This window comes from Pantoea sp. Seng (genome assembly GCF_009829935.1).
Taxonomy (GTDB): Bacteria; Pseudomonadota; Gammaproteobacteria; order Enterobacterales; family Enterobacteriaceae; genus Pantoea; species Pantoea communis.
This window is the reverse complement of record NZ_SZZV01000003.1, coordinates 303,092-324,328: the sequence shown is the minus strand read 5'-3', so window position 1 is coordinate 324,328 and position 21,237 is coordinate 303,092. Positions and strand designations below refer to the sequence as shown.

20 protein-coding genes are annotated in these 21,237 nt (G+C 54.9%); 8 read left to right on the top strand and 12 right to left on the bottom strand.

The window, feature by feature from the left end; genetic code table 11:
- Positions 1-83: 83 nt before the first annotated feature.
- Positions 84-956, top strand: coding sequence for a LysR family transcriptional regulator (locus tag FD737_RS04680; protein WP_160832834.1), 873 nt, complete (start codon positions 84-86; stop codon positions 954-956).
- Between the two features lie 17 nt (positions 957-973).
- Here the strand turns inward: FD737_RS04680 and FD737_RS04675 are convergent, their stop codons facing one another.
- Entirely contained in the window at positions 974-1,615 is a 642-nt protein-coding gene (locus FD737_RS04675) for a tellurite resistance TerB family protein (RefSeq protein WP_058960179.1), read from the bottom strand.
- 161 nt (positions 1,616-1,776) lie between these two features.
- On the opposite strand from FD737_RS04675, the gene purT reads away from it, so the two are divergent.
- Positions 1,777-2,955 (top strand): formate-dependent phosphoribosylglycinamide formyltransferase, encoded by a 1,179-nt coding sequence (purT, locus tag FD737_RS04670; protein WP_160832833.1) that lies wholly within the window; start codon positions 1,777-1,779, stop codon positions 2,953-2,955.
- An 81-nt stretch (positions 2,956-3,036) separates the two neighbouring features.
- Here purT and FD737_RS04665 read toward each other — a convergent pair whose 3' ends face one another.
- Positions 3,037-3,675, bottom strand: a complete 639-nt coding sequence (locus tag FD737_RS04665; RefSeq protein WP_034828669.1) for a bifunctional 4-hydroxy-2-oxoglutarate aldolase/2-dehydro-3-deoxy-phosphogluconate aldolase — start codon at positions 3,673-3,675, stop codon at positions 3,037-3,039.
- A 185-nt stretch (positions 3,676-3,860) separates the two neighbouring features.
- The gene (gene zwf, locus FD737_RS04660) at positions 3,861-5,336 is read right to left on the bottom strand and encodes a glucose-6-phosphate dehydrogenase (protein WP_034828667.1); all 1,476 of its coding nucleotides are present in this window, start codon (positions 5,334-5,336) and stop codon (positions 3,861-3,863) included.
- A 373-nt stretch (positions 5,337-5,709) separates the two neighbouring features.
- Between zwf and FD737_RS04655 the strand changes: the two genes are divergently transcribed.
- From FD737_RS04655 to FD737_RS04645, 3 genes are all read left to right on the top strand, one after another.
- Positions 5,710-6,555, top strand: coding sequence for a MurR/RpiR family transcriptional regulator (locus tag FD737_RS04655; protein WP_160832843.1), 846 nt, complete (start codon positions 5,710-5,712; stop codon positions 6,553-6,555).
- Between the two features lie 117 nt (positions 6,556-6,672).
- On the top strand, positions 6,673-8,115 hold the full coding sequence (pyk, locus tag FD737_RS04650; RefSeq protein ID WP_038646525.1) for a pyruvate kinase: 1,443 nt from the start codon (positions 6,673-6,675) through the stop codon (positions 8,113-8,115).
- A 92-nt stretch (positions 8,116-8,207) separates the two neighbouring features.
- Positions 8,208-9,443 carry an MFS transporter gene (locus FD737_RS04645; protein ID WP_160832832.1) on the top strand — a complete coding sequence of 412 codons (1,236 nt, stop codon included), beginning with the start codon at positions 8,208-8,210 and terminating at the stop codon, positions 9,441-9,443.
- A gap of 25 nt (positions 9,444-9,468) precedes the next feature.
- Here FD737_RS04645 and lpxM read toward each other — a convergent pair whose 3' ends face one another.
- The 3 genes from lpxM to znuA all read right to left on the bottom strand — a co-directional run bounded on the left by lpxM (position 9,469) and on the right by znuA (position 12,888).
- On the bottom strand, positions 9,469-10,446 hold the full coding sequence (gene lpxM, locus FD737_RS04640) for a lauroyl-Kdo(2)-lipid IV(A) myristoyltransferase (RefSeq protein ID WP_160832831.1): 978 nt from the start codon (positions 10,444-10,446) through the stop codon (positions 9,469-9,471).
- Positions 10,447-10,573: 127 nt separating this feature from the next.
- The gene (gene mepM / locus FD737_RS04635) at positions 10,574-11,902 is read right to left on the bottom strand and encodes a murein DD-endopeptidase MepM (protein ID WP_160832830.1); all 1,329 of its coding nucleotides are present in this window, start codon (positions 11,900-11,902) and stop codon (positions 10,574-10,576) included.
- A 14-nt stretch (positions 11,903-11,916) separates the two neighbouring features.
- Positions 11,917-12,888, bottom strand: a complete 972-nt coding sequence (znuA, locus tag FD737_RS04630; RefSeq protein WP_058960184.1) for a zinc ABC transporter substrate-binding protein ZnuA — start codon at positions 12,886-12,888, stop codon at positions 11,917-11,919.
- Between the two features lie 77 nt (positions 12,889-12,965).
- On the opposite strand from znuA, the gene znuC reads away from it, so the two are divergent.
- Together znuC and znuB are read left to right on the top strand one after the other, a co-directional pair.
- Positions 12,966-13,721 (top strand): zinc ABC transporter ATP-binding protein ZnuC, encoded by a 756-nt coding sequence (gene znuC / locus FD737_RS04625; RefSeq protein WP_097117250.1) that lies wholly within the window; start codon positions 12,966-12,968, stop codon positions 13,719-13,721.
- A complete protein-coding gene (gene znuB, locus FD737_RS04620) occupies positions 13,718-14,503 on the top strand; it encodes a zinc ABC transporter permease subunit ZnuB (protein ID WP_034828656.1) in 786 nt (261 codons plus the stop codon). The genes znuC and znuB overlap by 4 nt, the downstream gene beginning before the upstream one ends.
- Positions 14,504-14,573: 70 nt before the next feature.
- On the opposite strand, the gene ruvB is transcribed toward znuB, so the two are convergent.
- From ruvB to aspS, 6 genes are all read right to left on the bottom strand, one after another.
- Complete coding sequence (ruvB, locus tag FD737_RS04615; protein ID WP_097116855.1) at positions 14,574-15,578, bottom strand: Holliday junction branch migration DNA helicase RuvB; 1,005 nt, start codon at positions 15,576-15,578, stop codon at positions 14,574-14,576.
- Positions 15,579-15,586: 8 nt separating this feature from the next.
- The gene (gene ruvA / locus FD737_RS04610; RefSeq protein WP_160832829.1) at positions 15,587-16,201 is read right to left on the bottom strand and encodes a Holliday junction branch migration protein RuvA; all 615 of its coding nucleotides are present in this window, start codon (positions 16,199-16,201) and stop codon (positions 15,587-15,589) included.
- Between the two features lie 207 nt (positions 16,202-16,408).
- The gene (gene ruvC, locus FD737_RS04605) at positions 16,409-16,936 is read right to left on the bottom strand and encodes a crossover junction endodeoxyribonuclease RuvC (RefSeq protein WP_038646509.1); all 528 of its coding nucleotides are present in this window, start codon (positions 16,934-16,936) and stop codon (positions 16,409-16,411) included.
- 37 nt (positions 16,937-16,973) lie between these two features.
- Complete coding sequence (locus FD737_RS04600) at positions 16,974-17,717, bottom strand: YebC/PmpR family DNA-binding transcriptional regulator (protein WP_160832828.1); 744 nt, start codon at positions 17,715-17,717, stop codon at positions 16,974-16,976.
- Positions 17,718-17,958: 241 nt separating this feature from the next.
- A complete protein-coding gene (nudB, locus tag FD737_RS04595) occupies positions 17,959-18,390 on the bottom strand; it encodes a dihydroneopterin triphosphate diphosphatase (protein ID WP_034828648.1) in 432 nt (143 codons plus the stop codon).
- Positions 18,390-20,171: an aspartate--tRNA ligase gene (aspS, locus tag FD737_RS04590; RefSeq protein WP_160832827.1), complete on the bottom strand. Its 1,782-nt coding sequence runs from the start codon at positions 20,169-20,171 to the stop codon at positions 18,390-18,392. Before aspS ends, nudB begins: the two co-directional genes overlap by 1 nt.
- 232 nt (positions 20,172-20,403) lie before the next feature.
- On the opposite strand from aspS, the gene FD737_RS04585 reads away from it, so the two are divergent.
- Positions 20,404-21,225, top strand: a complete 822-nt coding sequence (locus tag FD737_RS04585; RefSeq protein WP_097116853.1) for a DUF72 domain-containing protein — start codon at positions 20,404-20,406, stop codon at positions 21,223-21,225.
- Positions 21,226-21,237 lie beyond the last annotated feature (12 nt).

Sequence of the window (21,237 nt, the reverse complement as noted above, 5' to 3'; positions counted from 1 at the left end):
TTTGGTTTGAAGCCAGATTACGCCTTCACTTACCTGATGAATAACGCTATGTTTCGATAAAATTCATTCAAAATTTAGATGATATGCATAAATCAACGTTGGAACAGTGGAGCTTGTTAAATGAGGTGGTGCTGCGCGGCAGTTTCGCCAGCGCGGCTGAGTCGACACATCGCAGCCAGTCTTCGGTAAGCTATAACCTCGCCATGCTGCAAGAACGCCTTGAAGTCACCTTGCTGGAGACCAAAGGAAGGCGCACCGTGCTGACGCCTGCAGGCGAAAAGCTTCTGGCGCAGGTCAGGCCACTGTTGAAAGCTTTCTACGCGCTGGAAAGCACCGCCAGCACTATGCGCAACGGAGAGCGCAGCCGCATCGAACTGATGGTGGATAGCATCTTGCCGCGCGAGCATTTGTTCAGTGTGCTGAGTGAATTCCAGCGTCTCTATCCAGGTACGCAGGTTAACGTCACCGAGGTGTTGGAAACGCAGATACCGGATAACAGCCAGGCGGATGTAATGGTATTGAGCCAGCGCCAGCCCGGGACAGGCCGGGGCGAATGGATGATGAATGTGGATTTCGTGGCTGTTGCGCACCATCAGCATGCGTTACATCAATTGAATGGTGCGGTTAGTGCTGAGCAGTTAGCGGAATATCCGCTGATCCGCATTGCCGATCATCAGCATTTTAGCGTGCTGCAGGAGCACCATCAGGGAGAGATCTGGGCTTGTTCCACCATCGAGGCCGCAATTGAGGCGGTAATGCATCAGGTTGGTTATGGTTGGTTACCGGAGACCCGTATTCAGTCCGCCCTGGCGGCAGGAACATTGAAGATGCTGCCGCTGCAACAGGGCGTTCGTCGCGTAACAGCGCTGCATTTACTGATCAATAACGAGATCATTGTTATTGATGCACAGTTGCAAACACTGCTCGATCTGATGCGCAATAAAGCCTGGATATGATCCAGGCTTCAGCATCATTACGCCGCTTTCTCCGCCTGAATATCGCGCTGAATGCCGTCGCGCACATCCTGTGGGATCTTAAGGGCATCACCCAGTGCAGAGAGATAGCTGCGCTCCATAAAGTGATCCACATCGATGGCGGCACAGCTGAGGAAGTACAGTTCCAGCGCCTCTTCTTCGTTTTTCACATCGGCTGCCAGCCACTGTGGATCGAGTGGACGGTTCATCGCCTGCTGGATCAGCGTTTCCGCCTGTGAACCATAACCCGCCTGATGGATATTCTGCTCAATAGCGGCACGTTCGCGATCGTCAATATGACCATCGCTTTTGGCGGCGAACACTAACGCCGTCACCAAACGTTCAGCGCGCTGATCCACAGGTGTCTGCAACTGACCAAATTCCGGCTCATCCTGGTGCGTTTCACGCACACGCTGTTTGTATTTGTTCCATAGCACGGCGCCCGCTGCCGCACCGCCGCCGACCAGCAAGGCTTTGCCGCCATATTTGGTCAACAGGCTTCGTGTAGACTTGCTGGCCACCAGCAATCCCGCTAAACCACCCAGCGCGCCGGGTGCCAGCATATCGCTCAAACCACCGGCTTTGCCGTCGCCGCCCTTCTTCGCCAGCACCGACTGGATTTGCTGCAACCAATTGCTCATCGTTTAACTCCTGTTTAAGTTTCCGCGTTCCATGCTGCCGTAGCGAGTGTCAGGTAACGTCAGAGCGGGAAAAGTATGGCAAACCTGATGAAGGCGAATGCGTGAGTACGCAAACGTTTTCGTATATACTGCGCGCGCATTTTGACTGTTAAGGTGAAATTATGACGACTCTCGGAACCGCGCTGCGCCCTGCCGCAACGCGTGTGATGCTGTTAGGTTCAGGCGAATTGGGCAAAGAAGTGGCGCTGGAGTGTCAGCGTCTGGGTGTGGAAGTGATTGCCGTGGATCGTTATGCCGATGCCCCTGCGATGCACGTTGCACACCGTAGCCATGTGATCAATATGCTGGACGGTGATGCGCTGGCTGCGTTAATTGCGCTGGAGAAGCCGCACTTTGTGGTGCCAGAAATTGAAGCTATTGCCACTGAAAAATTGCTGGAACTGGAAGCACAAGGCCAGAAAGTGGTACCTACCGCGCGTGCTGCGCGCCTGACCATGAACCGCGAAGGTATTCGCCGTCTGGCGGCAGAAGAGTTGTCGTTACCGACTTCAACCTATCAGTTCGCTGACAGCAAAGAGAATTTCGTCGCAGCCGCCAATGAAATTGGTTTTCCGTGCATCGTTAAACCAGTAATGAGCTCATCGGGCAAAGGTCAGAGTTTCATCCGCGAAGCGAGCCAGCTGGATAAAGCCTGGGATTACGCGCAGCAAGGCGGACGTGCCGGTGCCGGTCGCGTGATCGTCGAAGGTGTGGTGAAATTTAATTTCGAAATCACCCTGCTGACCATCAGCGCAGTGGATGGCATCCATTTCTGCGCGCCGATTGGTCATCGTCAGGAAGATGGCGATTACCGTGAATCCTGGCAGCCACAGCAGATGACCGACCTGGCTCTGCAGCGTGCACAAGATATCGCCGCAAAAGTGGTGAAAGCATTAGGTGGATATGGTCTGTTTGGCGTTGAGCTGTTTGTCTGCGGTGATGAGGTGGTGTTTAGCGAAGTCTCGCCACGCCCACACGATACCGGCATGGTGACGCTGATTTCTCAGGATCTGTCCGAGTTTGCTCTGCATGTGCGCGCGTTCCTCGGCTTGCCAATCGGTGGCATTCGCCAGTATGGCCCGGCGGCTTCGGCGGTGATTCTGCCACAGCTGGATAGCAACAATGTGCAGTTCGTGAACATCGAAGCGGCATTGGGTGCGGGACTGCAGTTGCGTCTGTTCGGCAAGCCAGAGATTGCTGGTCAACGTCGTCTGGGCGTAGCGCTGGCTACCGGTGACAATACCGATCAGGCGATTGCACGTGCCGTGGCGAGTGCCGCAGCCGTGAAAGTAGAGGGCTAATTCCCTCAGCTGCTGACAGCGAAAAAGGGCGGCCACCAGGCCGCCCTTTCAGTTCCAATGATTCGCACCCTGCCAGATGCGTTACTTCGCGCCTTCAACGGCTTCGCGAGCCAGACGCGTAATGCGATCCCAGTCGCCGCTTTCCAGCGCATCGTTCGGCACCAACCACGAACCACCAATACAGAGCACGCTTTTCAGCGCCAGGTAGTCACGATAGTTGGCCGGTGAGATACCGCCGGTTGGGCAGAAGCGCACCTGTGGGAAAGGACCGCCAATCGCTGACAGCGCTTTAACACCACCATTCGCCTCAGCCGGGAAGAACTTAAACTCACGCAGGCCATAATCCATACCCAACATCAGTTCAGAAACGGTGCTGATGCCCGGAATCAGTGGTACCGGACCTTCAACTGCGGCTTTTAGTAACGGCTCGGTCAGACCTGGGCTGATCACGAACTGCGCACCGGCATCAGTCACCTCTTTCAGCTGCTGGGTGTTGATCACTGTGCCCGCACCGACAATCGCTTCTGGCACTTCTTTGATCATCGCACGCAGCGCGTCCATCGCCACCGGCGTACGCAGCGTCACTTCCAGCACACGCACACCGCCGGCCACCAACGCTTTGGCCATCGGCACGGCGTGTTCCAGTTTATTCACCACGATCACCGGCACAACCGGGCCCGTAGTCATGATCTGTTCAGCAGTGGTTTTCCAGTTCTTCATCACGTTTCCTTAGTGGCATCAGCCCGACTCAAATCCGGCTGTCAATGTTTGGGCTCTACCATACAAGATTGGCTGGAGCGGCGTCTATCGGATATCAAAAATTATTGAAACTCTGGTTCAATTTTAAGAAAAATGAATTTTGGGCACAAAAAAGCCCGCTCATTGGCGGGCTTAAATTTCAAGGCTTATTCAAACTCATTCCACGAACGGCCATCACGCGTAATCATCGCGACGGAAGCCACCGGGCCCCAGGTGCCGGCCTGATAAGGCTTAGGTGCTTCGGCATCGGCGTTCCACGCATCAATGATGGAATCCACCCAGCCCCAGGCAGCTTCCACTTCGTCACGACGTACGAACAGCGCCTGAATACCGCGCATGGTCTCCAGCAGCAGACGCTCATAGGCATCCGCCAAATGCGACTGGTTGAAGGTCTCGGAGTAGCTCAGATCCAGCTTGGTAGTCTGCAGTTTGTGCTTGTGATCCAGACCCGGCACTTTGTTCAGGATCTCGATATCCACCCCTTCGTCCGGCTGCAAACGAATGGTCAACTTGTTCTGCGGCAGTTCAGCATAAGAGTCTTTGAACAGGTTCATCTCTGGGTTCTTAAAGTACACCACAACCTCAGAGCATTTGGTCGGCAAGCGCTTACCGGTGCGCAGGTAGAACGGCACGCCCGCCCAGCGCCAGTTGTCGATATCAACACGGATCGCCACGAAGCTCTCGGTGGCGCTCTGCTTGTTCGCGCCCTCTTCTTCCAGATAGCCTGGTACTTTTTTGCCCTGCACGAAGCCGGCGGTGTACTGGCCACGCACGGTTTTTTCACGCACGTTGGTCTGGTCAATACGACGCAGCGAACGCAGCACCTTCACTTTCTCATCACGGATGGCATCCGCACTGAGATCGGATGGCGGTGACATGGCGATCATCGTGAGGATCTGCAACAGGTGGTTCTGGATCATGTCGCGCATCTGGCCAGCTTTATCGAAGTAACCCCAACGACCTTCGATACCCACCTCTTCCGCCACGGTAATCTGCACGTGATCGATGGTACGGTTATCCCAGTTATTCACGAAGATAGAGTTGGCGAAACGCAGAGCCAGCAGGTTCAGTACCGTTTCTTTACCGAGATAGTGGTCAATACGGAACACCTGGCTCTCTTCAAAGTACTTGCCAACGCTGTCATTGATCTCTTGCGAGGTCTCGAGCGAGGTGCCGAGCGGCTTCTCCATCACCACACGCGCCGGTTTAGCATTCAGCTTGGCGGCGCCCAGTCCATCGCAAATGGCGCCAAAGGTGCTCGGCGGCATGGCGAAGTAGTTGATGGTGACACGATCTTTCTGGTCAAGCATCTTGCCCAGTTTGGTGAAATGCGAGGTGTCGTTAACGTCGAGGTTGCAGAAATCGAGACGGCTGCTGAGTTTATCCCACAGCGCTTCGTCGATTTTCTCCTTCATGAAGGTTTCCAGCGCTTCACGCACCACTTTGGTGTACGCGTCTTTGTCCCACTCCGCGCGCCCCACGCCGATGATGCGTGTGGTGTCGTGAATCTGACCGGCTTTCTCCAGCTGATACAGTGAAGGCAACAGTTTCCGGCGAGCAAGATCGCCTTTGGCACCGAAAATAACCAGATCGCATGCCTGGGCTGTTTGTGTTACCGCCATTTTCCTCTCCTCGTTGCAGGATATACCCGGTTTGAGCGTCCTCATCATCCCAGGTCCTTATTGTAATTTTCTTACAGCACAATGTACTTTTTTCCCCGCATCGGAACAACCCAGACGCGGTGTGGCATTAGCCATTACTTTGAACATGATGGCGAACAAAGGTGTGTTGTGGTGTGCGCTTTTCACGCTTTTTCTGTTTCGATGTTTGTCGGGATAAAACCCGGCAACGATCAAAGTATGACAAAAAAAACGCGCTTACATTTGTCCGCTGCTGCGTGCGAGGGTGTATTACACGGTATATTGTTGTGAATTGGCAGCGTTTTATCAGGTGATGAACGCGACGAAAGTGATTGAGGCGCATCGGGTTAACGACATGCTGGAACATATTCAGGCGCAACTTAACGCGCTGAGCAAATCAGAACGGAAAGTGGCAGAACAGATTCTGGCCGCTCCGCAGCAGGCAATGCACTCCAGCATCGCCACCCTCGCCCGCGCCGCCGACGTTAGCGAACCGACAGTGAATCGCTTCTGCCATCGTATGGGCACGCGCGGCTTCCCCGACTTCAAGTTACGCCTGGCGCAAAGTCTGGCGAAGACCCCGAACTGGGTCAGCCGCGATGTGGAAGAAAATGACAGCGTTGAAAGTTACAGCCACAAGATTTTTGATTCCGCCCTCGCCGGCTTAAGTCATGTGCGCCAACAACTGGATCTTCAGGTCATTGATCAAGCGGTTCTAGCCCTGACTCAGGCCCAAAAAATCGCCTTTTTTGGTCTCGGCGCCTCTGCGGTTGTGGCGCACGACGCGACCAATAAATTCCTGCGCTTTAATCTGCCGGTCATCTGGTCAGAGGATATTGTGATCCAGCGCATGAGTTGCATAAATAGTGGACCAAATGACGTTTTTGTTCTCATATCACATACTGGTCGAACCAAAAATATGATAGAACTGGCTCGCCTGGCGCGTGTAAACGCTTCCACAGTACTGGCTATCACCTCTCCGGGTTCACCCCTTGCGGCAGAAGCAACCCTCGCACTGACGCTCGATGTACCTGAAGATACGGATATCTACCTGCCGATGGTTTCCCGCCTTGCGCAATTAACCGTGGTTGATGTTTTGGCGACAGGTTTTACCCTTGAGCGTGGCGCGGCTTTCCGCGAAAACCTGAAACGGGTGAAAGAAGCGCTCAAAGATTCGCGCCTGGAAAAGCGGTTGCAGTAAAATAATTAACATCACATTCACAATGTGAGTCGAATCACAGCCCATCGATCATATAGAATATGCGATTACACCGTGTCCCCTTGAGAGTGACACGAACCTTTGTCAACGGAGTCCTTCATGTCAAGACGTCTCAGAAGAACCAAGATCGTAACTACCCTCGGCCCAGCCACCGATCGCGACAATAACCTCGAAAAAATCATCGCGGCGGGCGCGAACGTGGTGCGACTCAATTTCTCCCACGGTACCCCGGAAGACCACCAGATGCGCGCCAACAAGGTGCGTGAGATTGCCGCTAAGCTTGGCCGTCACGTGGCGATTCTGGGCGACCTGCAAGGTCCAAAAATTCGTGTTTCCACCTTCAAAGAAGGCAAAGTCTTCCTGAATGTTGGCGATCGCTTCCTGCTGGATGCGGATATGGGCAAAGGCGAAGGTGATAAAGAGAAAGTCGGTATCGACTACAAAGGCCTGCCAGAAGACGTGGTGCCGGGCGACATCCTGCTGCTGGATGATGGTCGTGTACAGTTGAAGGTGCTGGAAGTTCAGGGTGTGAAAGTCTTCACCGAAGTCACCGTCGGCGGCCCGCTCTCCAACAATAAAGGCATCAATAAACTCGGCGGCGGTTTGTCTGCCGAAGCGCTGACGGAGAAAGATAAAGTCGATATCATTACCGCCGCGAAAATCGGCGTGGATTACCTGGCCGTGTCATTCCCGCGAAATGGTGAAGACATGAACTACGCTCGCCGACTGGCGCGCGATGCAGGTTGTGATGCCAAACTGGTGGCCAAAGTCGAACGTGCAGAAGCCGTTGCGTCTCAGGAAGCGATGGATGATATCATTCTCGCCTCTGACGTGGTGATGGTCGCGCGTGGCGACCTCGGCGTTGAAATTGGCGATCCAGAACTGGTAGGGATCCAGAAGGCGTTGATTCGTCGTGCGCGTCAGCTGAACCGTACCATCATCACCGCCACGCAGATGATGGAGTCGATGATCACCAACCCGATGCCAACCCGTGCTGAAGTGATGGACGTGGCGAACGCCGTGCTGGATGGTACCGATGCCGTGATGCTGTCAGCAGAAACCGCTGCCGGTCAGTATCCAGCGGAGACCGTGTCTGCGATGGCGAAAGTGTGTCTCGGTGCGGAAAAAATCCCAAGCGTCAACGTGTCTAAGCACCGTCTTGAAGTGCAGTTCGACAACGTGGAAGAAGCGATTGCGATGTCCGCGATGTATGCAGCCAACCACCTGCAGGGGGTTTCTGCCATCATCACCATGACCGAATCGGGCCGTACTGCGCTGATGACGTCACGTATCACTTCTGGCCTGCCGATCTTCGCTATGTCACGTCACGAACGTACATTGAACCTGACTGCGCTGTATCGCGGCGTGACACCGGTTTACTTCGACAGCAACAATGATGGTGTAGCCGCCGCGCATGATGCAGTGAACCTGCTGCGCGACAAAGGTTTCCTCGTCTCGGGCGACCTGGTGATTGTCACCCAGGGCGACGTGATGGCAACCACCGGCACCACCAACACCAGCCGTGTTCTGCGCGTAGACTAAACGCTCACGCACCACTCACAGCGGCTGTAACAACATGGATAAACGCGACTGCCTGGCAGTCGCGTTTTTATTTTTTCTGACAAGGAGGCCAGATGGCCCGCTATCAACCGATTACCCAACTCACCGGACGGGTGCTGCTGTTCCCGCTCGCGCTGGTGTTGTTTGAGTTCGCGACTTACATCGCCCATGACATGATTCAGCCCGGCATGCTGCTGGTCACTTCTGAATTCAACGTCGGCCCGGAATGGGTGTCGACTTCTCTTACTGCTTATCTGATGGGCGGCGTGGTGCTGCAGTGGCTGCTCGGCCCGCTCTCGGACAAATATGGTCGCCGTCCAGTCCTGCTGTTCGGCATTCTGTTCTTTGCTGCGGCCTGCATTCTGACCACCTGGGTCACGAACATCGAACAGTTTGTCACCCTGCGCTTTATTCAGGGCATCAGCCTGTGCTTTATCGGTGCAGTCAGTTATGCCGCCGTGCAGGAAGCGTTTGATGAGGCTTTAGCGGTGCGCATGATGGCGCTAATGGCCAACGTGGCCCTCTTAGCCCCGCTGGCCGGTCCGCTGGCGGGTGCCGCCTGGTTGACCGTGGGTGAATGGCGCAGCATGTTCTGGCTGTTTGCGATTTGTAGCGTGGTGGCTTTTGTGGTGCTGTGGCGCATCATGCCGGAAACCGCTGGCGATAGTAGCCACTCCATTGCCCTGCCGAATCTGGCACGCGCCTATGTCCGTCTGGCACGCGATCGTCAGGTGATGTATGGATCTTTCGCTATTGGCCTGGTGTTTATTCCGATTCTGACCTGGGTTGCCCTGTCGCCCGTGATTCTGATGCATGACGAGGGCTTATCGCGCATGGAGTATGCGTTGCTGCAACTGCCAGTGTTCCTTGCCATGATCGCTGGCAACCTGACGCTGGGTAAACTGGCGGGTCGCGTTCCCATCGAGCAGCCGGTCAAATTCGCGGCGTGGCCGATTCTGCTGGGTTTAAGCATCTCGTTGCTGGCTAACCTGCTCGACAGCCATACCTACCTGCTGCTGACCGCAGGATTAAGTCTGTATGCCTTTGGTGCGGGCATGGTCAACGCCGGTCTGTATCGTCTGACGCTGTATTCCAGCAGCGAAGGTAAAGGCAGCGTGGCAGCCATGCTGGGAATGATCAGTATTCTGACATTGGCCATCGGGATTGAACTGGCGAAAGCAGGCTACTTCAGTGGTGGCACGCCATGGTTCAGCGGCATCAACTTTGCGGCGGGTGTGCTGTGGTTTGGCCTGGTCACACTGTTCCTGCGTGAACGTATCCGGCGCAGCCACGTCGAAGCGGTAGAATAATCAAAGGGGCCAATCGGCCCCTTCGTTATTTCTTGCGAGGATAAAGCTCCTTACGCGCATAAGGTTCAATATCCCCTTCTTTACGCGTTTTCAGCAGCTTTAAAATCCAGGTGTATTGCTCTGGATGCGGCCGCACAAATATCTCAACTTCCTCATTCATTCGCCGCGCCAGGGTGTTATCGTCGGCATCCAGCAAATCGTCCATCGGCGGACGCACATAGATTTCCAGACGATGGGCCTCGCTGTTGTACACCGGAAACAGTGGCACCACGCGCGCGCGACACACTTTCATCAATCGGCCGACCGCTGGCAGTGTTGCTTTATAGGTGGCAAAGAAATCCACAAATTCACTGTGCTCCGGGCCGTGATCCTGGTCCGGCAGATAGTAACCGTAATAGCCCTGACGCACCGAGGCGATAAATGGCTTAATGCCGTCATTACGTGCATGCATGCGGCCACCAAAGCGACGCCGTACGGTGTTCCACACATAATCCAGCAGCGGATCGCTCTGATTATGGAACATGGCCGCCATCATCTGGCCCTCTGACGCCAGCAGCATCGCCGGGATATCCACGGCCCAACCATGCGGCACCAGAAAAATCACGTTCTCTTTGTTGGCCTGCAGGGCTTCGATAATTTCACGGCCGTGCCAGTCAACGCGTTGGCGCACACGAGCCGGATCGCGCATCCCCAACTCAGCCATCATCACCATCGCCTGTGGCGCGGTGGCAAACATACGATCAGCAATCTCTTCGCGCTGTGCTTCGCTTAACTCCGGCAGGCAATAATAGAGATTGATCAACGCACGACGACGCGCACTTTTTGCCAGCTTACCGGCAAACCGCCCCAATCCACCCAAAATCGGGTCGCGCACTTTGGCAGGCAGCATTGCCATGCCCGCCAGCGCACCAATCGCCAGCCAATTGCCCCAGTATTTCGGTTTTAAAAAAGAACGTTGAAAAACGGGAATAAATTCACTGTTATTTTTCTTTCGGGTTTCCATGCACTCGCCTCTGACAATGACGGGACAATGATAGTGACGGTGGTTAATTTTGCAATCATCATGCGTCAGATAGCAAAAAACCGACGAATAATTCGTCGGTTTTTTCACTATTGGCTACAGAAATGGGTTATTTCAGTGCCAGCTGTGGCAGATAACTCTTCACGTCCGCCAGATAATTGCTGCGATCTTTACCAGTCAGCCCTTCCATACGCGGCAGTTTCGCCGTGAGTGGATTGACGGCCTGATTGTTGATCCACACTTCGTAATGCAGATGTGGCCCTGTAGAACGCCCGGTGTTGCCTGACAGCGCAATACGGTCACCGCGCTTCACTTTCTGTCCTGGTTTCACCAGCGCCTTACTCAGGTGCATATAACGGGTCATATACTGACGACCGTGACGAATGGCCACGTAGTTACCCGCCGCCCCGCCATTTTTGACCATCACCACTTCACCATCACCCACGGCCAATACCGGTGTACCGATCGGCAGCGCGAAATCGACACCCTTATGTGGTGCGATGCGGCCCGTTACCGGGTTAAGACGGCGCGGATTAAAGTTGGAGGAAACACGATACTGTTTCACCGTCGGGAAGCGCATAAAACCACGGGCAAGGCCTGAGCCGTTACGATCGTAGAATTTGCCATCTTCCGCGCGGAACGCGTAGTAATCTTTGCCACCGGTACGCAGACGCACGCCGAGCAGCTGGCTCTGCGCACTTTTGCCATCCAGCATCTCGCGTGACATCAGCACGCTAAAATCGTCACCGGCGCGCAGTTTGCGGAAATCCATCTGCCACTGCATGGCTTTGATAACATTGCTGGTTTCAGCACTTGTCAAGCCTGCACGCTGGGCGCTGGCACCAAAGCTGCCACGCACTTCACCTTTCAGCACACTATTTTGCCACTCGCCCTTTTGCATCTCCTGCTGCATCTTAAAGCTGCCATTCGGCTGGCGCTCGTAAGTGCGGGTTTCACGGCGATCCACTTCCCAGGTAAAGTTTTGCAGTTGACCATCCGCATCCAACGTCCAACTGAGTTGCTGACCGACGCGCAGGTTACGGAAATCTTTATCGCTATTGACTAACGCATTGATATCACTGAGATCAATACCGTACTGATTCAGTGCGCTGCTCAGGGTATCGCCAGAGGAAACGGTGTAATCGTGTTGATTCGGGTTGTTCTGCACATCTTTATCGATGTCATCGGCCGGAATCTCTTCTTCCGGTTCAACCGTGGTCTGATCAATCGGCTCACTGGCTTCGGGTAACAGCGTGCGCAGTTCGTTTTTGTCCAGCGTGATGTCTTTCACGATGGGGGCAACATCATGGGGATGGTAAACGTAAGGCCGCCAGACAGCGACGGCCAACGTGATAACGGTTAATGAACCCAGCATAACGCGGTGGGGACGCGGCAAATTATTAAATGCGAGGGCGACAGAGCGGGCTATCTGCTGCACTTTTACTTATTCCTCTATGCTCCATTCAGGCAGCTCGCATACTGGCTCGACAACTGTGAGAGGAATTTCACATAGCTGTCTTTGGTTAAGCTGATTCCCATGCCCAGCGGGTCAAGTGTGCCTTTGCGCACGTTGGTTCCGCGAGACACGGCATCGATGACGGCCGGCCTGAATTGTGGTTCAGCAAAAACGCATACGGCTTTTTGCTCAACCAACTGTGTTCGTATTTGATGTAAACGCTGGGCGCCCGGTTGGATCTCAGGGTTGACGGTGAAATGTCCAGCAGGGGACAAACCGTAGTGTTTTTCAAAGTAGCTGTAAGCATCGTGAAAAACGAAATAACCCTTACTCTTAACGGGGGCAAGCTGCGCGCCAATATGCTTATCCGCATCTGCTAATTCTGCTTCAAACTGCTGCAGGTTCGCGTCAAGTTTGGCTCTGCTTTGCGGCATAAGTTCCAATAATTTTCCGTGGATTGCAACCGCAGATTGTCGCGCAATCTCAGGTGACATCCACAGGTGCATATTAAACTCACCATGGTGGTGGTGTGTATGAGACGGCTCCTGGTCATCAGACTTATCTGAGTCATGCTCATGATCGTGACCGTGCTCATGTTCGTCCTCGTCTTCACCACCACGAATCAGTAGCGGTTTCACCCCTGGCATCGCCGCTATTTCGAGATTTTTAGCCTCAGGTAACTCTGCCGCTGACTTGGTCAGAAACGCCTCCATTTCTGGTCCAACCCATACCACTAAGTCCGCGTTTTTAATACGTTTTACATCAGAAGGACGTAAAGCATAATCGTGCTCTGAAGCGCCATCGGGCAACAGCACTTCCACTGGCGTCACGCCATCTGCAATGGCCGCTGCGATAAATCCGATCGGTTTGATTGAAGCCACTACGGCTGAGTGCGCGGGCATCGCGCAGGCGGCGGCGAGAGCCGCAGCAGGAAGAGTGAAAGCGAAGCGCTGCTTAATGTGTAACATAATGCGTCATTCCATCGTGACCTGTTGATGGAATGTGATATTATAACATTCGAAATTCAATGCAACCCGTAAATAATATGTCGTCACTTGTTACACTTGAAAACATCTCCGTCAAGTTTTCCCAGCGCCCTGTGCTAGCAGGTATTAGCCTGACACTGGAGCCAGGGAAAATACTTACGCTGCTTGGGCCGAACGGCGCGGGCAAATCGACGCTGGTCCGGACGGTGCTCGGCCTTCTTACGCCTACAGGGGGTAGCGTCAAACGCACCCCCGGTTTACGCATTGGCTACGTGCCTCAGAAGTTGCACATTGACCCGACGTTGCCGATCACCGTTGAACGTTTTATGCGTCTGACGCGTGGCAGCAAGCGAGATGCTATTCTCCCGGCTTTGAAACGCGTGCAGGCCGGACATCTGCTGAATGCGCCTCTGCAAAAACTCTCAGGTGGTGAAACCCAGCGCGTACTGCTGGCGCGTGCCCTGCTCAATCAACCCCAGTTACTGGTGTTAGATGAACCTACGCAAGGGGTTGACGTAAATGGGCAAGTGGCGCTCTACGATTTGATCGATCAGCTTCGTCAGGAGCTCAACTGTGGCGTGCTAATGGTTTCGCACGATCTACATCTGGTGATGGCAAAAACTGACGAGGTACTGTGCCTCAACCACCACATCTGCTGTTCCGGTACGCCAGAAGCGGTGTCGCAGCATCCAGAATTTATCGCCATGTTCGGCCCACGTGGCGCGCAGCAATTGGCTATTTATCGCCATCATCATAATCACCGTCACGATTTACAGGGACGCATTGTGCTGCGCAAAGGAAATGGTCCGTCATGATTGAATTGTTATTACCCGGCTGGCTCGGTGGCGTGCTGCTGGCGCTGGCGGCGGGTCCGCTTGGCTCGTTTGTGGTCTGGCGCCGCATGTCTTATTTCGGCGATACCCTCGCGCACGCTTCGCTGCTCGGCGTGGCCTTTGGTCTGCTGCTCAATGTGAATCCCTATTATGCAGTGATTCTGGTGACTGTATTTCTGGCTCTGGGCTTAGTGTGGCTGGAGCGTCGTCCGCATCTGGCCATTGATACGTTACTCGGTATTATGGCGCACAGCGCGCTGTCGCTGGGTTTGGTGGTAGTCAGCCTGATGCAGGGTGTACGCGTCGATTTAATGGCGTATCTGTTTGGCGATCTGCTGGCGGTGACACCGGATGATTTGTGGATGATGGGCGCTGGCGTGGCCATTGTACTGGCGGTGATGGCATGGCAGTGGCGCTCACTGCTGTCGATGACCATCAGCCCGGAATTGGCTCAAGTGGATGGCGTCAACATTCAACGCACGCGCCTGATGCTGATGCTGGTCACCGCCTTGACCATTGGTGTGGCAATGAAGTTTGTCGGTGCACTGATTATCACCTCACTGTTGATTATTCCCGCTGCCACCGCACGTCGTTTCTCCCGTTCACCGGAACAGATGGCCGGTTTTGCGGTGATTATCGGTATTCTGGCGGTCACCGGTGGACTGACATTCTCCGCCACTTACGATACACCCGCCGGCCCTTCCGTGGTGCTGTGCGCCGCTGTGCTGTTCATCTTCAGTATGGCTAAAAAGCCGGCAGCGTAATAAAGGGGCCATTAATGGCCCCTTAGCGAATGCCCGATCGTGAAATCGCGCAGCCGGACGAACGCCAGCATTACTCGTCGCGGCTGATGCCGAAATGCTTGTAGGCATGCTGCGTGGCCAGACGGCCGCGCGGCGTGCGCTGAATGAATCCTTGTTGAATCAGGAAGGGTTCAATCACATCTTCAATGGTTTCCCGTTCTTCACCAATCGCCGCCGCCAGGTTATCCAACCCCACCGGACCACCCGAGAACTTGTCGATGATCGCCAGCAACAGCTTGCGGTCCATGTAATCGAAGCCCTGATTATCGACGTTGAGCATATCGAGTGCGCTGGCAGAGACTTCACCACTCATCACACCGTTGGCGCGAACTTCGGCGTAATCGCGTACGCGACGCAATAAACGGTTGGCGATGCGAGGTGTACCACGGGCACGGCGCGCCACTTCTAACGCGCCCTCTTCACTCAATGCCAATCCTAAGCACGCTGCACTGCGGCTGACGATGTGTTGCAGATCCGGTACGTTGTAAAATTCAAGGCGTTGCACAATACCAAAGCGATCGCGCAGCGGCGAGGTCAGCGAGCCCGCGCGCGTGGTGGCGCCAATCAGGGTAAAGGGGGGCAAATCAAGTTTGATTGAGCGCGCCGCTGGGCCTTCGCCAATCATAATATCCAGCTGATAGTCTTCCATCGCCGGATAGAGCACCTCTTCCACCACCGGTGATAAGCGGTGAATCTCATCGATAAACAGCACGTCATGAGGTTCGAGGTTGGTCAGCATCGCAGCCAGATCGCCTGCCTTCTCCAGCACCGGACCAGAAGTGGTACGTAAATTCACGCCCATCTCATTCGCCACAATGTTAGCCAGCGTGGTTTTACCTAATCCCGGCGGGCCGAAAATCAGCAGATGGTCCAGCGCATCGCCACGCAGTTGCGCTGCTTTGATGAAAATCTCCATCTGCTCGCGCACCTGCGGTTGCCCCACGTATTCCGCCAGGAGCTTAGGACGAATGGCACGGTCGAGGCTCTCTTCTTCATTTATAGAGACGCCCGAGACCAGGCGATCGGCTTCAATCATGCATTACCTCAAATAGCTGCGCGCAGAGCTTCACGGATCAGGGTTTCGCAATCCGCATCAGGTTTGCCGACTTTACTGATCATGCGGCTGGCTTCTTGCGGTTTATAACCCAGCGCCACCAGTGCAGCAACCGCTTCGGCCTCAGCATCATTCGCGGCTGGCGCTTCAGACGGCGTGGTCAATGTGAAGGTCGAGACACTGCCAAACAGATCGCCGTGCATGCCTTTAAAGCGGTCTTTCATCTCCACCACCAGACGCTCGGCGGTTTTCTTGCCGACGCCAGGCAACTTGATCAATGACGCGATCTCTTCACGCTCAACGGCGGTCACAAACTGTTGTGCTGACATGCCAGAAAGGATTGCCAGTGCCAGTTTTGGCCCCACGCCATTGACTTTCACCAGTTCACGGAACAGCGCACGCTCTTGTTTGTTATTGAAGCCGAACAGCAGCTGCGCATCTTCACGCACCACAAACTGGGTGAAGATAATCGCTTCCTGATTGATCTCCGGCAGCTCGTAGAAGCAGGTCATTGGCATGTGCACTTCATAACCCACACCGTGCGCCTCAATCAACACCAGCGGCGGCTGTTTTTCCAGAATATTGCCTCGTAAGCGACCAATCACCTGAGCAGTTCCTTATGTAATCCTAAAAATACCTGATTGATTTCCGCTGACGTTAAAGCGGCAAGCGAGCGCATGACGATGAACGCACTGAGGTCAGTGATTCAGGTGAACAAGGGTAGCTCGCGCATCAGCCAGTGGAAATATGACGGGTATTTATATCATAAAAAAGGCTGGATCAATATCCAGCCTTCAATGTTTGGGTTTTCGTCAGCCGGACCGCAATCGCCCACGCGTCATCACCAGCTTAGCGTCACTCAATCGCGTGGTGTTTTGGCTCAGGTGACAATGGGTGATGGCAATCGCCAGCGCATCAGCGGCATCAGCTTGTGGGTTAGCGGGCAGTTTCAGCAAGGTGCGCACCATGTGCTGAACCTGACTTTTTTCTGCCCCACCGGTGCCGGTTACCGTTTGTTTGACCTGACGTGCGGCATATTCGAACACCGGCAAATCGAGATTCACTGCCGCGACAATCGCTGCGCCACGCGCCTGGCCCAGCTTAAGCGCTGAGTCCGCATTCTTCGCCATAAATACCTGCTCGATAGCAAAATAGTCTGGCGAGAATTGGGTGATGATTTCTGTCACCCCGGCGTAAATCAATTTGAGGCGAGAGGGTAGATCGGTGACGTTGGTGCGGATGCAGCCGCTGCCCAGATAGCTGAGCTGGCGGCCAACCTGACGAATCACACCGTAACCGGTGACGCGCGAGCCGGGGTCAATCCCGAGAATGATCGCCACTACGCGCCTCCGGCTGTGAGGTTAATGGAAAACGCCATTACAGCGTTTCCGCGACCTCATCAGAAATTTCACCATTATGATAAACTTCCTGCACATCGTCGCAATCTTCCAGCATGTCGATCAGACGCAGCAGTTTCGGTGCGGTTTCCGCATCCATTTCCGCTTTGGTGGAAGGGATCATTGAGACTTCAGCGGTATCCGCCTTCAGGCCACCGGCTTCCAGCGCATCACGCACCGCACCCAACTCTTCCCACGCGGTGAACACATCAATCGCACCGTCGTCGTAACTCACCACGTCTTCCGCACCGGCTTCCAGCGCCGCTTCCATGACCGCATCTTCATCCAGGCCTGGCGCAAAGGAGATCACACCCTTTTTGCTGAACAGGTAAGAAACGGAACCGTCGGTGCCGAGGTTGCCACCGGTTTTGGTGAAGGCGTGACGCACTTCGCCCACGGTACGGTTACGGTTGTCACTCAGACACTCGATCATCACCGCTGAGCCGCCTGGACCGTAACCTTCATAGATGATGGTTTCCATGTTGGAATCATCTTCGCCGCCCACGCCGCGTGCAATCGCACGGTTCATGGTGTCACGGGTCATGTTGTTGGACAGGGCTTTGTCCATTGCTGCGCGCAGACGCGGGTTCGAGCCGGCATCGCCGCCGCCCAGTTTCGCTGCGGTCACCAGCTCACGGATGATCTTGGTGAAGATTTTACCGCGCTTAGCGTCCTGCGCCGCCTTGCGGTGCTTTGTATTTGCCCACTTACTATGTCCAGCCATCTTGAGTATTTCTCCGATCTTTTATTTCGCACGAGCTATCTTACTTGCGATCTCGATTCCCGGCAGTGCTCGCAATCCTCACGTACAAAAGTACGCTCCGGTTGCTGCGCGCTGGCGGTAACCGACCTCGCTGCGCCGATTACGCTCGACTGTTCAATATTAGGGCGCAGGGTTGAAACTCTGCGCAGGATAAATGAAATCTAGCTGATTCGTCGCCGGAAAAACGCGCGGCGGCGGGCATTCAGGTAAATTCTTCGATTGCCTGGCGATTACTCCAGGACTTGGTCAGGGCTGCGGCAGCGGCAGGATCGAGCCAGCGCGCGGCGAGATGCTCGGTGAGCAGCAGGTCACGCTCTTGCGGGAGTGCCAGCCGGAACCAATGTTCGCGGTTGTGCGTGATACCAGGTGCGTAGCGATGGCGATAGTGCGGGAAGATTTCAAACTCAATGTGTTTGTGGCAATCGTCCAGCACCAGCTGTTCGCCCGCAACGTCGATACCCAGCTCTTCTGACACTTCGCGCTGTGCCGCCTGACGCGGGCTCTCACCCGCTTCGAGGCTGCCCGTTACGGATTGCCAGAAACTTTCATCATCCCGTCGCTGCAGCATTAACACCCGGCCAGTATCTCGCGCAAAAATCACCACCAGCACTGAAACCGGATGTTTATAGCCCATTACTTGTTCTCTGACTTTTCTTTCTTCGGAGCCACCAGAATGCCGAGATCCAACAACGCTGCCGGGTTGGCTTCGCTTGGCGCTTCGGTCATCAGGCACGCCGCTGCAGTGGTTTTCGGGAACGCGATAACATCACGGATGTTGTCGGTGCCGGTCAGCAGCATGGTCAGACGGTCCAGACCAAATGCCAGGCCCGCGTGCGGTGGTGTGCCGTATTTCAGGGCATCCAACAGGAAGCCAAACTTCTCGCGCTGCTCTTCTTCGGTAATACCGAGAATGCTGAATACGGTCTGCTGCATGTTGCCGTTGTGGATACGCACGGAACCGCCACCCACTTCGTAGCCATTGATCACCATATCGTAAGCGTTCGCCACGGCCTGCGTCGGGTCGACCGCCAGCTGTTCAGCCGTCAGTTCTTTAGGCGAGGTGAACGGGTGGTGCATCGCAGCCAGACCGCCTTCTTCATCCGCTTCAAACATTGGGAAGTCGATGACCCACAGCGGTGCCCACATGCTTTCGTCAGTAATCTTCAGATCACGGCCCACTTTCAGACGCAGTGCACCCAGCGCATCAGTGACAATTTTGGCACGGTCAGCGCCAAAGAAGATCAGATCGCCATCTTGTGCAGTGGTGCGGTTCAGAATCGCTTCAACGATTTCAGGCGTCAGGAACTTCGCCACCGGGCTCTGTACACCCTCGAAGCCTTTTGCACGCTCGTTGATCTTCATCCACGCCAAACCTTTAGCGCCATAGATCTCAACAAATTTGGTGTACTCATCAATCTGCTTACGCGTCAGCGCTGCGCCACCCGGCACACGCAGCGCGGCAACACGACCTTTCGGATCGTTAGCCGGGCCAGCGAACACCTGGAATTCCACGCTTTTCAGCAGGTCAGCCACGTCCACCAGCTCCATTGGGTTGCGCAGATCGGGTTTGTCAGAACCGTAACGGTTCATAGCTTCAGCAAAAGTCATTTGCGGGAAGTCACCGAGATCCACGCCTTTCACGTCGATCCACAGTTCACGAATCAGACGCTCCATCTTTTCACGCACCTGCTCGGCGGTCATGAAAGAGGTTTCCACGTCGATTTGGGTGAATTCTGGCTGACGGTCTGCACGCAAGTCTTCATCACGGAAGCATTTAACGATCTGATAATAGCGATCGAAACCGGACATCATCAGCAACTGTTTGAACAGCTGTGGGGACTGCGGCAGCGCGTAAAATTTGCCTTTGTGCACGCGGCTTGGCACCAGATAGTCACGCGCACCTTCTGGCGTGGCTTTGGTCAGCATCGGGGTTTCGATATCGAGGAAGCCCTCGTTATCCATAAAGCGACGCACGAAGCTGGTGATTTTCGCACGGGTTTTCAGACGCTGTGCCATTTCCGGACGACGCAGGTCCAGATAGCGATAGGTCAGACGCGCTTCTTCGCTGTTGGTCTGGTTAGAGTCCAGCGGCAGAGGTTCAGCGCGGTTGATGATGTTCAGCGCATGGGCAAACACTTCGACATCGCCGGTGGCCATATCGCCGTTGCGGTTTTTCTCTTCACGCGCACGCACGGTGCCGGTGATCTGGATACAGAATTCGTTACGCAGCTCAGAGGCCAGCTGGAAAGCGTCCTGATGATCGGCGTCGAAGAATACCTGAGCGATACCTTCACGGTCGCGCATATCGATAAAAATCAGGCTGCCCAGATCGCGACGGCGGTTAACCCAACCGCAGAGAGTGACTTGCTGACCCACGTGAGACAGATTGAGCTGTCCGCAATATTCTGTACGCATAACGTATCCTTTTAACTTCGCCGCTGCTGCCAGACAGCATCAGGCCGCGTAACCTTCTGAGATGCTGTCGCAAAAAAGGCAGCTATTATAATGGAAAAACCCAGGCAGGATAAGTAGAGCCAGATCAAAGCGGGCAAAACATTGCGGTTTATCGCGCGGATTTTCCTGCCGACACCAAAACAGGGTACATTACCCGGCCTATTCCCGCCCGTAAAAGGATCAGGAGCCGCGTTTGACACTTCGCATTGGATTACCACAATGGCAGCATCCCCGCTGGAAGCAGTATGGGCTGGAAACCCTGGCGGATTACGCCCAGCTGTTTGACTGCGTGGAAGGCAACACCACGCTGTATGCGCTGCCCTCGCCGGAAGCAGTGATGCGCTGGCGCGATATGACTCACGATGACTTTCGCTTCTGCTTTAAATTTCCCAACAGCATCAGCCACAAAGCCGCGCTTCGGAACTGCGATGAACTGCTGAACGAATTCTTCCGCTTGCTCGATCCGTTGAGCCAGCGCATCGGGCAGTATTGGCTGCAACTGCCGGCGACCTTCTCACCCACGCAACTGAAAGACTTGTGGCTGTTCCTCGATAGCCTGCCGCGCGGGTTTAGTTACGGCGTTGAAGTGCGCCACGAGCAGTTTTTTGCCAAAGGCGAGGCTGAGCGCGCGTTCAACCGTGGCCTGCTGGAACGCGGCGTGAATCGCGTGATCCTCGATAGCCGTCCGGTGCACGCCTCGACTTCGCAAAGCGCCGCCGCCGTGGACGCCCGGGCGAAAAAACCGCGCGTGCCACCGCATGCCGTGCGCAGCGGTTCGCAACCGATGGTGCGCTTTATCGGCAGTGACAGCGTGGAAGAGAGCGTGCCGCTGTTTCAGCCGTGGCAAAACAAACTGGCAGAATGGCAGGCGGACAGCGATCCGATGCTGTTTATCCATACGCCGGATATGGGCGAAGTGTTCCCCTTACTGCAGGCGCTGTGGCCTCAGTTGCTGCAACTTGAGCCTTCGCTGCGCAATCTGCCCGACTGGCCGCAACAAAGCAGCTTGTTCTAAACTCAAAGCGGG